This window comes from Streptomyces sp. NPDC048424 (genome assembly GCF_040651555.1).
Lineage (GTDB): Bacteria > Actinomycetota > Actinomycetes > Streptomycetales > Streptomycetaceae > Streptomyces.
Genome location: NZ_JBEZKE010000006.1, coordinates 14,517 through 29,093, shown reverse-complemented (window position 1 = coordinate 29,093; position 14,577 = coordinate 14,517). Strand labels below are relative to the sequence as shown.

Annotated in this window: 13 protein-coding genes and 1 pseudogene; 2 read left to right on the top strand and 12 right to left on the bottom strand. The window is 69.7% G+C overall.

What is annotated here, in order from left to right; all coding sequences use genetic code 11:
* Positions 1–25 precede the first annotated feature (25 nt).
* Together AB0D29_RS10575 and AB0D29_RS10570 are read right to left on the bottom strand one after the other, a co-directional pair.
* The gene (locus AB0D29_RS10575; RefSeq protein ID WP_362853157.1) at positions 26–436 is read right to left on the bottom strand and encodes a VOC family protein; all 411 of its coding nucleotides are present in this window, start codon (positions 434–436) and stop codon (positions 26–28) included.
* A 200-nt stretch (positions 437–636) separates the two neighbouring features.
* Positions 637–1,221 carry a DinB family protein gene (locus AB0D29_RS10570; protein ID WP_362853155.1) on the bottom strand — a complete coding sequence of 195 codons (585 nt, stop codon included), beginning with the start codon at positions 1,219–1,221 and terminating at the stop codon, positions 637–639.
* 226 nt (positions 1,222–1,447) lie between these two features.
* Between AB0D29_RS10570 and AB0D29_RS10565 the strand changes: the two genes are divergently transcribed.
* Positions 1,448–2,254 (top strand): DUF4328 domain-containing protein, encoded by an 807-nt coding sequence (locus AB0D29_RS10565; protein WP_362853154.1) that lies wholly within the window; start codon positions 1,448–1,450, stop codon positions 2,252–2,254.
* A gap of 77 nt (positions 2,255–2,331) precedes the next feature.
* Positions 2,332–2,502, top strand: a pseudogene (locus tag AB0D29_RS10560) (GNAT family N-acetyltransferase); the annotation flags it as partial.
* 156 nt (positions 2,503–2,658) lie between these two features.
* Here AB0D29_RS10560 and AB0D29_RS10555 read toward each other — a convergent pair.
* From AB0D29_RS10555 to AB0D29_RS10510, 10 genes are all read right to left on the bottom strand, one after another.
* Positions 2,659–4,224, bottom strand: coding sequence for a polysaccharide lyase family 1 protein (locus tag AB0D29_RS10555; protein WP_362853153.1), 1,566 nt, complete (start codon positions 4,222–4,224; stop codon positions 2,659–2,661).
* Positions 4,225–4,541: 317 nt separating this feature from the next.
* A complete protein-coding gene (locus AB0D29_RS10550; RefSeq protein ID WP_362853151.1) occupies positions 4,542–5,831 on the bottom strand; it encodes a pectate lyase in 1,290 nt (429 codons plus the stop codon).
* 58 nt (positions 5,832–5,889) lie between these two features.
* Positions 5,890–7,230 carry a sugar ABC transporter substrate-binding protein gene (locus AB0D29_RS10545; protein WP_362853150.1) on the bottom strand — a complete coding sequence of 447 codons (1,341 nt, stop codon included), beginning with the start codon at positions 7,228–7,230 and terminating at the stop codon, positions 5,890–5,892.
* Between the two features lie 91 nt (positions 7,231–7,321).
* Entirely contained in the window at positions 7,322–8,161 is an 840-nt protein-coding gene (locus AB0D29_RS10540) for a PmoA family protein (protein WP_362853149.1), read from the bottom strand.
* Positions 8,158–9,333: a Gfo/Idh/MocA family oxidoreductase gene (locus AB0D29_RS10535; protein ID WP_362853148.1), complete on the bottom strand. Its 1,176-nt coding sequence runs from the start codon at positions 9,331–9,333 to the stop codon at positions 8,158–8,160. Before AB0D29_RS10535 ends, AB0D29_RS10540 begins: the two co-directional genes overlap by 4 nt.
* Entirely contained in the window at positions 9,330–10,205 is an 876-nt protein-coding gene (locus AB0D29_RS10530; protein ID WP_362853607.1) for a carbohydrate ABC transporter permease, read from the bottom strand. Before AB0D29_RS10530 ends, AB0D29_RS10535 begins: the two co-directional genes overlap by 4 nt.
* Positions 10,154–11,128 (bottom strand): sugar ABC transporter permease, encoded by a 975-nt coding sequence (locus AB0D29_RS10525; RefSeq protein WP_362853147.1) that lies wholly within the window; start codon positions 11,126–11,128, stop codon positions 10,154–10,156. Before AB0D29_RS10525 ends, AB0D29_RS10530 begins: the two co-directional genes overlap by 52 nt.
* Before the next feature lie 59 nt (positions 11,129–11,187).
* Positions 11,188–12,909, bottom strand: a complete 1,722-nt coding sequence (gene araD, locus AB0D29_RS10520; protein ID WP_362853146.1) for an L-arabinonate dehydratase — start codon at positions 12,907–12,909, stop codon at positions 11,188–11,190.
* Entirely contained in the window at positions 12,906–13,814 is a 909-nt protein-coding gene (locus tag AB0D29_RS10515) for a dihydrodipicolinate synthase family protein (RefSeq protein WP_362853145.1), read from the bottom strand. The genes araD and AB0D29_RS10515 overlap by 4 nt, the downstream gene beginning before the upstream one ends.
* On the bottom strand, positions 13,811–14,452 hold the full coding sequence (locus AB0D29_RS10510; RefSeq protein ID WP_362853144.1) for a GntR family transcriptional regulator: 642 nt from the start codon (positions 14,450–14,452) through the stop codon (positions 13,811–13,813). The genes AB0D29_RS10515 and AB0D29_RS10510 overlap by 4 nt, the downstream gene beginning before the upstream one ends.
* Between the last annotated feature and the right edge of the window lie 125 nt (positions 14,453–14,577).

Sequence of the window (14,577 nt, the reverse complement as noted above, 5' to 3'; positions counted from 1 at the left end):
GACCGGAAGGGCAGGCCCGCACAGCTCAGCGCAGCTCCTGGATGCGGATCAGGTTGCCCGCGGGGTCGCGGAACGCGCAGTCGCGGACGCCGTACGGCTGCTCGGTCGGCTCCTGGACGACCTCGGTGTCACCGGCCTGCACCTTCTCGAACGTGGCGTCGAGGTCCGGGGTGGCGAGCAGGATCCAGCCGTAGGTGCCCTTGGCCATCATCTCGGTGATCGTGCGGCGCTCGTCCTCGGTGATGCCGGGATCGGCGGCGGGCGGCGCCAGAAGGATCGACGTACCCGGCTGCCCGGCCGGGCCGACCGTGATCCAGCGCATCCTGCCCTGCCCGACATCGCCGCGGACCTCGAAGCCGAGGACGTCGCGGTAGAAGGCGAGCGACGCGTCCGGGTCGTCGTGCGGAAGGGAAGTCGTGTGAATGGTGATGTCCATGACGAGCAGGCTAGGGGCGCCTCCATGAGCCGCGCTTCTCGATTCCTGATCGATCCGGACGCGCCCGGAGGTTCACGGGCATGTCACGCGGAACGCGCGCGCTTCCCGCGACGGCGCACCCGACGCCCGAGCGGGGTCCCCTGGGTATCGGACATCACCCACGTCATGCCGCGCGAACATCACGTCACGTGAGACAACCGCTAAGCCTTGATTGGTGCGGCCGACCTGGCGGCCTGCTCGATCTTCGCGCAGTAGGCCGCACGGGCTTCCTCGTCGATCTGCTGCTCGTGTTCGGCGCGCAACCCGGTCCGGCCGTCGAGGCCCTCGCGCAGGATGTCGGCGTGCCCGGCATGCCGGATGGACTCGCCGAGGACATGGACCATGATGGCGAACAGGTTCGTGTCGGCGTGGGGCTCCGGCCACCACGGCACGTGGCCGGGGGCGTCGAGGGGAAGCTCGTTGATCGTCGCGTCCGAGTGTTCCCACGTGCGCCGGTAGAACCCGACGATCTGATCGCGGGTCTCGTGCTCGGCCGCCCACTGATCGCTGCCGTCGGAGTCCTGCCACCGGGGCAGCGGTTCCGGGGAAGGGCGGTCGAAGACCTCGCCGAAGTACCTGGCCTCGACGGTGGCCACGTGTTTGACCAGGCCGAGGAGGTTGGTCCCGGTCGCCGTCAAAGGTCGGCGGGCGTCGTATTCGGACAAGCCGTCGAGTTTCCAGAGCAGCGCCTGGCGGTCCCGCCGTAGTCTCCCGTGCAGGTTGTCCTTCGCGAATTCATCGATCATGCGGCATGAGCCTGCCATGGGCTGCTCGTGGTCTCAAGATCCCGTACGTGGTCCGCAACGACAGGCAGGAGCCGAGGCCTGGCCATGGCCGGCGCCCTGACTCTGCTCTGACCAGCAGAAACTGTTTGGACTCCGGGTGCGGGACCGGCATATCTTCTCCGGGGCCACCCGCCCGCAGGGCGGGGGCCGTCCGCCTGTCATCCGTTCCCGTGGGGGGTCCACCGTCATGTCCTTCAGCGCGCCCGGCTCACCGCCGCCTCCGCAGTCTCAGCAGCCGTCGTTCCCGCAGCCCGGCGCGGCCCCGTACCAGGTCCCCCAGCAGGTATACGCCTACCCGGGCGGGCCTGGCCTCGCGGCTGCGCCGGTGCCCCAGGGCGAGCTGCGCTCCCCGAAGGGCCTCGCGACGGCGCTGACCTGGCTGCTCGGCGCCATGGCCGCGGTGCACCTCTTCTCCGCCGGCGCCGGCGCGTACGAGCAGTCGTGGTTGCAGGGGTTCGCGGGGAACACCCACTTCGACGATCTCGAACTCGGCCTGTCGCCCGCGCTCACCATGCTGGCCGGAGTGCTGCAGTTCCTCATGATGCTGCCCACGGTCGTCGTCTTCATCATCTGGTTCCACCGCGTGCGGAGCAACGGTGGCATCTTCCGCCCCGATGCCTTCACCCTGGGCCGCGGCTGGGCCATCGGCGCCTGGTTCGTCCCCGTGGGGAACCTGTTCCTGCCCTACCAGATCGCACGGCAGACCTGGCGGGCCAGCACCCAGCGCGGCCCCGACGGTTCCGACCGCACGGCGCCTGCCGCGCTGCTGACGTCCTGGTGGGTGGTCTGGGTCCTCGCGGCGTTCGCGGGCCGCGTCTTCAGCCGGATCTACATGGCGGCCGACACCGTGGACGAACTGCTCTCGGCGGGATTGCTCGGGATCGCCGCGGACCTGGTCACCATGATTGCCGGCGTGCTCGCCATCCTCTTCGTCCGCAGGCTGACGGCGATGCAGAACACGATGGCGACCGAGGGCCCGTACGCGCAGGCATGACGGGCCGGCTCCCCTCACACCGGGACGGGCTGCGGCGGCCCCCGACCCGCGAACTCGCACCGCACGCACTGGCCGCCGGCGTGTTCGTGGTCGAGCACGACGGGGCGATGATCGGCATTGCCACGCTCGACAGGCGGGGCGCGGAGCGTCCGGGGCACGTCCGTCCTGATGCCGGGGAGGCCGAGCTCAGCTACATGTTCCTGCCGGAGGCGTGGGGACGTGGGTACGCTCTTGAGGCATGCAACGCGGTGCCGAGCAGTGGTTCGGCGTGTGGTTCTCGGTCCCGCGGACTGGCTGAACGCGTACCGCCAGTCCTTACGACGGGCTCGCCGTCCGTTCCTACGAGGCGACCGTGCTGGTCGCAGCTCAAAGAATGGCTGCGACCAGCACTTTCACCACACGCCCTAGGACGCGTAGGTCTCGAACTCGGCGACCTTCGGCGTGCCGGTCGAGCCGGTGATCTCGAAGGTGAGCTTCTTCAACGAGGTCGCCGGGAAGGTGATGGCACCCGCCCCGCTGCCGGACGTCAGGACCGCGCCCGTGTCGCCGTTGACGACCCGCCAGGTGCCGATGGCGCCCGCCGAGCCCGCCGCCTCCCGGATGGCGATCCGGGACACGGTGGTGGCGGAGCCCCACTTGATCGAGACGGAACCTGCCGTGCCGGCCGGTGACCAGAAGGTGCTCAGGTCACCGTCCCGCACGTTGCCGTAACTCGTGCCGTCGGCCTTGCTCGAGCCGTCGGAGCCGGCGCCGATGGAGAGGTTGGTTCCGGCGGGCTGGGTCGGAGTCGGCGCGGGGGTGGTGGGCGCCGGGGTGGTGGGCGTCGGGGTGCCCGGCTGCGAGGTGGTCGGCGCCGGCGTCTGCGGGGAGCAGCTGCCGTCCGACACCCGCAGGCCCTTGTTCGCGCCCGCCGTCTGGCTCACGACGGCCGGTACGCAGCTTGCGTTGTCGAGGCTGTACCCGTAGGGGATGGCGACGGTCGTGTTGGACTGCGGGTTCGGGCCGGCCGGGTTGTTGTCGGTACCGGGGCTGGACCAGGTCACGTTGTCGAAGATGTTGCCGCTGACCTGCCAGTATCCGGCCGCGTCCGTGTAGAACGTGCCGATGACGTCCTTGGAGTCCTCGAAGTAGTTGTTGTCAACCTTGGCACGTGCTCCGGCCCGGGAGTTGATGCCGGACTCGTTGAGGCTCACGTAGTGGTTGTTGTAGATGTGGGCCGTGCCGCCACGCAACAGGGGCGCGCGGGAGTCGATGTTCTCGTACAGGTTGTGGTGGTACGTGATGAAGCCGTTCGAGAGGTCGCTCTCGCTGGAGCCCACGAGGCCGCCACGGCCCGAGTTGCGCAGGGTGCTGTAGGACAGGGTCACGTACTGGGTGTTGTCCTTCATGTCGAACAGGCCGTCAAAGCCTTCCGACTCCCCGCCCGACGCCTCCAGGCTGACGTGGTCGACCCACACGTTGCGGACGTCGCTCTCCATGCCGATGGCGTCCCCGCCGTTGGACGTGGGCGAGCCCGACTTCTTGACGTTCCGCACGGTCACGTTCTGGATGATGATGTTGCTGGATTCACGTATGTGGATGCCGAGTTGGTCGAAGAGCGCACCACCACCGACGCCGACGATCGTGACGTTGCTGATCTGCTTGAGTTCGATCACCCCGTCCGCGGTGTTGCAGCCGGTGCCCGACACCTTCGCGGTATTGCCGTGGTTGATGGTTCCCTCGACCTCGATGACGAGGGGTGTGCTGGTGCTGGGGCGGGCGCACAGGGCCGCGTGGATCGCCGTCCCGGTGGTGGCCCGTACGGTCTGTCCGCCCGCGCCTCCGGTGGTCCCGCCGTTCTGGGTCGCGTACCCGGTGGCACTGCCGGTCGCCGCCGATGCCTCGGGCATCAACAGCACCGCGCCACCCGCTGCCACCAGGGCCGCGGTGGCCAGCGCCGCGGAAAGTCGTGGTGCGACTGCTCGTCCCATTCTCGTCTCCCAATTCGTCTGCGACACGCGTCGCCGCATGCCAGGTCGTCTGATGCGTACGTGCTGTGCGCCGGCGGGCCGATCGCGATCACCTGCCTGTCTGACAGCAGGTCCTGACGCGTCGACGGCCCGAGCGGAACTCCGTGCCGGCTGCCTGATGCCGGATGCCGGGTCGGTGGCGACTCATCGGTCGCGTCCGCCGGGTGTTCCCTGAGGGGAGAAAGCGCTTCAGCCGGCCGAAGGGGGCCGGGGCCGGGCCAAGTCCGGCTCGCCCGGTAAGGGCGTCTCGCGGGCCGGTCCGCGTCGAGGGCGGAAGGTCAGCGCAGGCGGCCCGCGCCCGCGCAGCGGTCGACGAGGGCGGGCACGGCTTGCGGCGCGTCGACGCGCGTGCGCAGGGACGGCGTCCAGCCCGCGTCGGCGCGCAGGATCTCCTCGGGGAACTGGGCGTTGTGGACCGCGAGCAGGTCGACCCGCGCCCTGTTGACGAAGTTGTCCGCAACGGTGACCGGGGCGTCCTTCCACTTCTTGAGGATCTTGCCGGCCTGGATGCCCTCGTCGAGCGTGAACGCGTTCTTCTCCGCCACGAGCTGGGACTCGGTTCCGATGCCCAAACTGTAGGAGTACTCCGGACCGGGCACCACGAAGTGGTTGTTGTACGCGTCGACCTTGCCGAAGCGGACCCGCGGCGCCCTCTCTACGACGTTCTCGAAGAGGTTGTGGTGGAGGGTGGTACGCAGCTTGCCGCGGTCGGTGGCACCCGCGCTGTCGCTGTTGCCGATCATCAGGGTCTTGCCGTGGTCGGCGAAGACGTTCCAGGAGACGGTGACCAGGTCGGCGCCGCGCACGATGTCCAGCTCGCCGTCGTGTTGCTGGTAGGGCTCACCGTAGTACGAGGGCAGGGAACTGTCCGGGCTGGCCCCGTCGTTGAAGGTGTTGTGGTCGATCCACACGTGGGTGGAGCCGTACACGACCACGCTGTCGTACTCGGAGTTCCACGCCCCCGTCTCCCCGTCCGTCGGGTCCCACTGCGGGAAGCAGTCGAGCGGGCTCTCCACGGTCAGGTTGCGGACGACGACGTTGTCGACCCCCTGGATCTGGAGGCTGCCGCCGGTGATGCCGGCGTTCCTGCCGACGCCGACGATCGTCGTGTTCGCGGGAACGTACGCCTTGATGGCCGTCCCCTGCGCCTTGGCGGAGGCGGCGCGCAGATCCTCCTGCTCCCCGCTGACCGGGGATTCGTATCCCCAGACCGCGGGGTCGTAGGCGGCGAGGTACGCCTCGAACCCGTACCCGGGTTGCTCAAAGGCCGCGCAGCCTGCGGCGGTGGCGTTCAGCATGCCCACGACCTTGACGATCCGCGGCTCGGTGCCCGCGACGGCGAGCGCCGCACGGAGTTCGTCCCAGGTGGTGACGGTGAAGACGCGGGAGGCGGCTGCCGCGGCGCCGCCGCTGGTTCCCGTACCGTCCGACGCCCAGCCGTCACCGGCCGCAAGTACCTGACGTGCGGGGTCGGAGGGGGCCCGGCCCGCGTGCGCGGCGGACGTGGGACCGGTGACGCTCAGGACGAGGGCAGCGGCGCCCACCGTCCATACCCGTGTGTGTCTCATGCTCAGCTCTCCTCGGAATCGGGCCGGGTGTTCCATTGCGCCCCGCGGCGGGTGGGGCTCACTTGTTCTGCGTCTTCCACTCGGCCTGCGCCGTGTTCAGCTGCTCGGCGAGGCTGTCGAGGAACTCCTTCGACGTGGACTTGCCGAGCAGGACCTTCTGGAAGGCGGGCTCGTTGTCGGCTTTGGAGATGGTGTTCCAGTCGGGCAGGTAGTACGGCAGCTGCACGATCGTGGCCTTGCCACTGAAGAGGACCTCGGCGGCGAGCCTGGTCGGCTCGGCCTTCTGGATCCAGGCGTCCTGGGCGGCCTCGGTGTTGGCCGGGATCGCGCCCGCCGACTCGTTCCACTTGCTGTTGGAGGCGTGCGAGGCGGCGAACTCGATGAACTTCCAGGCGGCCGCCTTCTTCTTGCTCGACGAGAACAGGGCGAGACCGTCGACCGGATTGGAGACCTGCACCCGGGTGCCGTCGTCGGTCGTGGGGTTCGGGACGCCCCGGAACTTCTCCGGGCCGAGGGCCTTCACATGGTCCTTGTAGGAGCCCAGGTTGTGGCTCAGCATGCCGATCTCGCCGCTGTCCCACTGGGCGACCATCTTGGTGAAGTCGTTGTTGACGTCGGCTGCCGGGGTGTTGTTCTTGAACAGCCCCACGTACTTCTCCAACGCGGCCACGTTCTTGGGGTCGTTGACCGTGGTCTTGTCCCCGTTCCAGAAACTGGTGATCCCGCTCTGGCCGTACATCGCGTCCAGCGCCTGGGCGACGGAGCCCGCCCCGCCGCGGATGGTGTAGCCGAACTTGTTCGCGTCCTTCTTCGTCAGCTTGTCGGCCGCCGCGTAGAACGCGGACCAGGTGTCGGGCGCCGCCAGGCCGGCCGCCTCGAACAGGTCGGTGCGGTAGTAGAGGACACCGTTGCTGGCCGAGGTGGGGACGGTGAAGAGCTTGCCCTTGCCCCCCGCGGACCTCACGCTCTCGACCATCCCCGCGTTGAGCTTGCCCTTGAGGGCGCTGCCGTCGACTTTGTCGTCGAGCGGCTCCAGGGCGTTCTGCGCCGCGATCCCGGCGAGCATCGCCGCTCCGATGCCGCCGACGTCCGGCAGACCGCCGCCCTGGATGGCCGTGTCGTACTTGGACTGCACTTCCGTCGAGGCGATCCCGACGTAGTTCACCTTGATCTCTGGGTTCTGCTTCTCGAAGTCCGTGATGATCGCCTTCCAGACGTCGGTGCGGACACCGCCGTTGTTGTCCCAGAAGGTGATCTCGCCCTTGCCCGAACCCTCGCCGCCCTTGTCGCCCGCCGCGCCGCTACCGTCGTCTCCGCAGGCGGTGGTGGTCAGGGCGAGCACGGTGGTCAGGGCGAGGGCGCAGACGGCTCTGCGCCGCCCTGCACGGAAGTTGGTCATCGTCGGCTCTCTTCTCTCGGGGTCTCTCGGGGTCTCTCGGGGTTGTCGTGTGGTGGGGGGAGGGTGCTCAGGGGTGATGCGGTGCTGCGGCTCATGCGTCGACCGCCTTGCGCGCCAGCGCCGCGGCCTCTGCCCGCCCCAGGCGTCCGTCGGCCACCACGGTGGTCACCCGCCGTTCGACCTTCGCTCCGGCGGCTATGGCCAGCCGCCGGTCATGGGCGAGGCAGGAGCCCACGCCGGGGTATTCCGCGGCGCGCAGGAACCACGGATCGCGCCGGGTTTCCTCGGTCGCGCCGGCGAGGACCAGGGTCCAGCCCTGGCCGGCCAGCGCGACCCAGTCGGCACGGGAGCCGTGCACGGCCTCCTCACCGTCGGCGTCCGCACTGAAGACGACGGGCGCCGCCGCCTCCTTGGGTGCGCGCCAGAAGAAGCCGCCGTAGGCCGCGCCCGGCCGTCCGTTGGTGGCCGGGCTGCCGATGGACAGGGCCCGGCCCGACACTTCGGTGAGGACGAAGGTGAAGTCCAGGGCCCAGGCCGAGTCGCTCAGCACCGCCGAGGCGACGGTCCGGCGTTCGCGCAGGAGGACCACGCCGCCGGCCGTCCAGCTCAGCTCCTCCACGAACCCGTCCGGGTCGCGCCGGGTGAAGCCGTCGTGGCGCTGCACGCCGTGGTTGTCGAGCGCGGTCGGCCCCCTGTCCCGGACGAAGGTGCGCCCGCCCCAGAAGTTGTGGCCCGCCACGTCGGGTACGGCCACGCCGACGCCGAGGTGGTGCGCGTGGTCCTCGGGCATCAGTTCGGTGACACGGACCCCGCCCAGGGTGGTGACGGGATGCAGGTAGGGCCGGGGGGACCGGTCCCGTGCCATGTCCGGGTCGGCGGTGTAGTGGGCCACCGGGCGGCCGGCGCACTGCAGGACGAGCGCCGGGTTCATGGGGTCTCCGCCCTGGTCGGCAGCTTCCACGGGGCGTCGAGTTCGGAGTACAGACTGAGCGAATAGGCACTCGTGTCGACGAGCCCGTCGATCCCGTCGACGACCCGCCGCGGCCCGCTCGCGCCCGGCTCGGTGTGCCAGTACGCGTCCGGCAGCGCCACCGGGTCGGGCGACAGCCGGATCGCCTCCACGACCCGCATGAACGCACCGGTCTCCTCCGGCGGTACGCGCAGCGGCTCGGCGCCGGTCACATGGCCGACGAGGTTCTCCAGGAGATCGGTCCGGCCGTGGACGGTCTCCTCCGGGCCGTGCCCGGCCCGCTGGAGTAGCACCCGGTCCTGCCGGTACCAGAGGGTGATGCGCCCCCGGGAGCCGTGGACCACCACGTACGGCTCCGCGTCCCTCTCGGCGCACAGGGTCGCCGCCACGGTGAGCGGGGTACCCGCCGTGGTCACGATCCGGACGCAGGAGGTGTCGTCGGCCTCGATCGCGTTCGCGCGCAGCAGCTCGGCCTCGACGTGTTCGACGTCCTCGGCCCGGCTGCTTCCGGCGAGCGCCAGCGCGGTGGCGACGGCGTGGGCCAGCGGGTTCGTCAGGGCCCCGTCGACGACGTCGATGCCGTCCAGGCGCCGGCGGCCGGCCCACGGTGCGCGCCGGAAGTACGCCTCGTCACGCACCCACGCGCCGGCCGCGCCCACGCCGAGGAGCTCGCCGATCCCGCCCGACTCGATCACCTGCCGGATCGCGGGAACGGCATGCGAGCCGAGGGACTGGAAGCCGATCTGGCAGGCCACACCGGCTGCCGCCATTCCGTCCGCCATCCGGCGGAACTCCGCGTACGAAGGGGCCGGGGGCTTCTCCAGGAGTACGTGCGCCCCGTGGCGGGCGGCGGTCAGAGCCAGATCGGCATGGGTCTGGATCGGCGTACAGATCACGGCGATCCGGGCCCCGGTGGAGGCCATCAGCGCGTCGAAGTCCGAGGACTGCTCCGTGGCGTCGAACCCGTCCAGTTCTGCGGCGTCGAGCGGCCGCAGCTCGCACACCCCGGCGAGGCGGACCAGGCCGAGCCGTTCGAGCCGGCCGATGTTGAGCAGGTGCGAACGGCCGTGGCCGCGTGCGCCCGCCAGGACCACGGGCAGCGGCGTGCGTACGGTGCCGGCGGTGTTGCTCATCCCTTCACCGCCCCTGCGCTGAAGCCGGTTACCAGCCACTTCTGGATGAAGGCGAACACGATCACGACGGGCACGGCGGCGATGACGCCGCCCGCGGCGAGCGCGCCCAGGTCGACGCTGTCCGCGCCCAGCAGGGTGTTGAGGCCGACGGGGATGGTCTGCTTGTCCTGGCTGCTGAGGAACATCAGCGCGAAGAGGAAGTGGTTCCAGGCGTGGACGAACGCGAAGGAGCCGACGGCGACCAGACCGGGCCGCAGGAGCGGCAGGACGACGATGCGGAACGCGCTGAAGCGGTTGCAGCCGTCCACCCAGGCCGCCTCCTCCAGCGAGTACGGCACGTTCCTGATGAAGCCGCTGATGAGGATCATGGACAAGGGGAGCTGGAAGACCGTCTCCGCGATGATGACGCTGCCCAGCGAGTTGATCATCCGTAGACCGGCGAAGGTCTGGAACAGCGGTACGAGCAGGAGCGCGCCCGGGACGAACTGGGAGCACAGCAGGGCCAGCATGAAGCCCTTCTTGATCCGGAAGTCGAAGCGGGCCAGCGCGTAGCCGCCGGTGAGAGCGATCACCGTGGTCATCACCAGGGTCGCGAGGCCGATGAGCAGGCTGTTCTGGAAGAAGGTGGCGAAGTTCCGCTCGGTCCACACCTTCTCGAAGTGCTCGGTGGTCGCGGGCCACGGCACCAGTGAGGTGGACCCTGCCGGTCGGAGGGCGAAGAGCAGGATCCAGTAGAAGGGGACGAGGGTGAAGAGAAGATAGATGCCGAGCGGCAGGTAGATCTGCCACCGGGGGACCTCGTCCCAGGCACGCCGCCGGTTCACTTGTTCTCGCCTCCGAACCTGCTCAGGCGCAGATAGACCATCGAGCAGAAGAGAAGGATCACGAACGCCACCGTCGTGAGGGCGGAGGCGTATCCGAAGTTGTGGGCATCGACGCTGGTGTTGGCGATGTAGAGGGGCAGAGTGGTCGTCTCCCCCGCCGGGCCGCCGCCGGTGAGGGTGTAGAGGAGGTCCACGTTGTTGAACTCCCACACGGCGCGCAGCAGGGTGGACAGGATGATCGCGTCCCTGAGGTGCGGCAGCGTGATGTGGAGGAACTGCCGCAGCCGGCCGGCCCCGTCGACCTCGGCGGCCTCGTACAGGTCCTTCGGTACGGACTGGAGGTCGGCGAGGATGAGGATCGCGAAGAAGGGGACGCCGCGCCACAGATCGGCGACGACCACCGCGGAGAAGACCGTGGAGGTGTCGGACAGCCAGGACGTGCCGTACTCACCGATTCCCATGTCGGCGAGATACCGGGTGATGCCCGTCTGGGAGTTGTACAGCAGCACCCAGATGGCTGATGTCAGCACGCCGGAGACCGCCCACGGGGAGAACACCAGCGCCCGGCCCAAGGCGCGGCCCGCGAACGTCTGGTTGACGATCAGCGCGAGGGCCAGGCCGAACAGGAGCTGCAGGCTCACCTCGACGGCGACCCACTTCAGGCTGAAGGTCAGCGTCCCCCAGAAGTGCGGGTCGTCCGTGAAGATGTGAACGAAGTTGTCGAATCCGGCGAAGCCGTTCCGCCACGGCTTCGTGGGGTTGTAGTCCTGAAGGCTGTAGTAGAAGACGCTGAGCACGGGATAGGCGATGAAGCCGAGCATCAGCAGCCCGGCGGGCGCGATCAGCAGGTACGGCAGCCGGCGGGGGGCGGCTCCGGTGCGGCGGCGGCCGTGGATCTGGCGGGCCTGGAGTGCGGGGGAAACGTGGGGGGCCTTCGGGGCCTGAGGGGGTCTGGTCACAGCTGAGGCCATGACGGTGGCTCCGTTCTTGCTGTTTCGGACAGGCGGATTCGTCGGCCGCGCGAAGAGAATCAGCCCGCGTAGGGATCGGGAGTCGCCCCCGGCCGGGCCAGGAACTCGAAGTCGCATCCCGTGTCGGCCTGGGTGATCTGTTCGTTGTAGAGCGCCCCGTATCCGCGCTCGTAGCGGACCGGTGGCGGGGTCCACGCCTCGCGCCGACGCGCCAACTCGTCCTCGGACACGTGCAGATGGAGCCTGCGGGCGTGGACGTCGAGGGTGATCGTGTCGCCGGTGCGGACCAGGGCGAGCGGCCCGCCGACGTGTGACTCGGGCGCGACGTGGAGCACGCACGTGCCGTAACTCGTCCCGCTCATCCGGGCGTCGGAGATCCGGACCATGTCCCGTACGCCCTGCTCCAGCAGCTGCTTGGGGATCGGCAGCATCCCGTACTCCGGCATCCCCGGGCCGCCCTTCGGCCCGGATCCCCGCAGCACGAGTACGTGATCCGCGGTGATCCCGAGCGCCGGGTCGTCGATGGTCCGCTGCATCGTGCGGTAGTCGTCGAAGACGACCGCCGGACCGGTGTGCTTCAGCAGGTGGGGCTCGGCGGCGACGTGCTTGATGACCGCGCCGTCCGGGCAGAGGTTCCCGCGCAGCACCGCGACCCCGCCCTCGGGCGCGAGTGCCCGGTCGCGCTCACGGATCACTTCGTCGTTGTGCACGCGAGCGCCGTCGAGCTGCTCCCGCAGCGTGCCGTGGGAGACGGTCGGTCGGTCGAGGTGCAGTACGTCGGTGAGGCGGGAGAGGAATGCGGGCATGCCGCCGGCGAAGTGGAAGTCCTCCATGAGGAACCGTCCGCCGGGCCGGAGATCGGCCAGCACCGGCACGCTCCGCGCGATCCGGTCGAAATCGTCCAGGGTGAGCTTCACCCCGGAACGGCCGGCCATGGCGATCAGGTGGATGACGGCGTTCGTCGACCCGCCGAGCGCCAGGACGGCGGCGACCGCGTCCTCGTACGCCTCCCCCGTCAGGATCCGGGACAACCGCAGATCCCGCCGTACGAGCTCCACGATCCGCATGCCGGAGGCGGCGGCCATCCGCTCGTGCCCCGAGTCGACCGCCGGGATCGAGGACGCTCCCGGCATCGTCACGCCCAGGGTCTCGGCGGCGGCGGTGAGCGTGGAGGCCGTGCCCATCGTCATGCAGTGACCGGGAGAGCGGGCCAGCCCGCTCTCCAGCTCGGCCATTTCGCAGTCCCCGATCAGCCCCGCCCGCTTGTCGTCCCAGTACTTCCACATGTCGGTTCCGGAGCCGAGGGTCTGGCCCCTCCAGTGGCCCGGCAGCATCGGTCCGGCGGGCACGAAGACGGTCGGCAGATCCACCGAGGCCGCGCCCATCAGCAGTGCCGGGGTCGACTTGTCGCAGCCGCCGAGGAGAACCGCGCCGTCGACCGGATAGGAGCGCAGCAGCTCCTCCGTCTCCATCGCGAGCAGGTTGCGGTAGAGCATCGGCGTCGGCTTCTGGAAGGTTTCGGAGAGGGTGGAGACCGGGAATTCGAGCGGGAAACCGCCGGCCTGCCACACTCCGCGCTTCACGGCCTGCGCGCGGTCGCGGAGATGGACGTGGCACGGGTTGATGTCGGACCAGGTGTTGAGGATCGCCACGACGGGCTTGCCCAGGTGCTCCTCGGGGAGGTAGCCGAGCTGGCGGGTGCGGGCGCGGTGGCTGAACGAGCGCAGCCCGTCCGTGCCGTACCACTGGTGGCTGCGCAGCTGCTCGGGGCGTCTGCTCATGCCTGCCATCCGGCGGCTATCGCGGCGACCTCGGCGCGCCGGGACTCGGGCAGCTCGCGGCTGGGCGGACGGATGTCGCGGCGGCACAGACCGAGCGAGGCGAGGGCCTCCTTGACGACGGTGACGTTGTCGGCGCTGCCGTCGGCGGCCCGCAGCTCCTCGAAGCGGCGGATCCGCTCCCACACCTTCATCGCGGCCGCGTAGTCGCCCGCCCGGAGGGCCGACAGCATCTCCAGGGAGAGCGAGGGGCAGACGTTGACGAGGCCGGAGGTGAAGCCCGTCGCGCCGCTCGCGAAGTAGGAAGGGGCGTACGGTTCGGCGAGCCCCGCCACCCAGGCGAACCGGTCGAGCCCCGCGTCGCGGGCGAATCCGGCGAACCGCGCCGCGTCCGGAACGGCGTACTTCACGCCGACGACGTTCGGGCAGAGGTCGCCCAGCTCCGCGAGCCGGACACCGCTCAGCTGCGCGTTGCGGATGTAGGGGACGACGCCGAGTTCGGGCACGGCCTCGGCGATGGCCCGGTGGTAGTCGACCCAGCCGCCCTCGGAGACGTACGGGTGAACGGGCTGATGCACCATCAGCATCTGTGCGCCACACGTCCGTGCGTGCCGGGCGGCCGCGACCGCAGTGGGCAGGTCGTGGCCGACGCCGACCAGGACCGTGGCGTTGCCCCCGGCCGCGTCGATGGTCAACTCGGTGACCAGGGACCGCTCTTCGGGTGTGAGGGCGTAGAACTCCCCGGTGTTCCCGTTCGGGGTGAGCGTGCGCACTCCGCCGTCGATCAGACGGCGGAGCAGGGCGCGGTGCGCTTCGCAGTCGAGTTCGCCCTCCGCGGTGAAAGGCGTGACGGGAATGGCCACGACATCGGCGAGTGCGTTCTTGAGGTGTTCGAACGTCATGGTCACTCGCTTTCCTGGGGGAAGGCCCGCTGGACGAAGGAGGCGATGTGTTCGTGGACGGCCCGGCCGGCCCGGTCCGCGTCGCCGGCGGCCGCGAGCCGCAGGATCTCCTCGTGTTCGGCCGCTTCGCGTTCCCAGGAGGGGACGGCGGCCCAGGCGACGGTGGACACGAGAGCGGCTTGGTCGCGGACCTCGTCGAGCATCCGGCCGAGCAGGGGGTTGCCGCAGGGCAGGTAGAGCGCACGGTGGAACTCGCGGTTGGCGAGCGAGCGTTCAGCCGGGTCCTCGGCCCCGGCGGCCCGCCGCAGCGCCTCCCTGGCGGCGTCGAGCGGGGCCCGCGCGGCCACGGTGCGGCGGACCGCCTCCGGCTCGAGGAGCAGCCGTACGTCGTAGACCTCGCGGGCCATGTCGGCATCGACCATGCGCACGGTGACGCCCTTGTACTGGCTCATCACCACGAGCCCGCTGCCGGCGAGGGTTTTGAGCGCCTCGCGCACCGGGGTCTTGGACACCCCGAAGCGCGCGGCGAGTTCGGTCTCGACCAGTGCCTGACCAGGGCTGAGGACTCCGGTGAGGATGTCGTGTTTGATCGCCTCCAGAACGTACTGGGTGCGGGACGGGATGGGGCTGGGGGCGAAGGCCATGACGCACTCTCAGATCTCGTATATCGCGTCTCATATATGACGTATGAAGTGCAGTGACGAGAAGCTATGGGGGCGCCGGTGTTTCGTCAATGCTTCGCGCAGAGAAAATGAGAGCGCTCTCTATC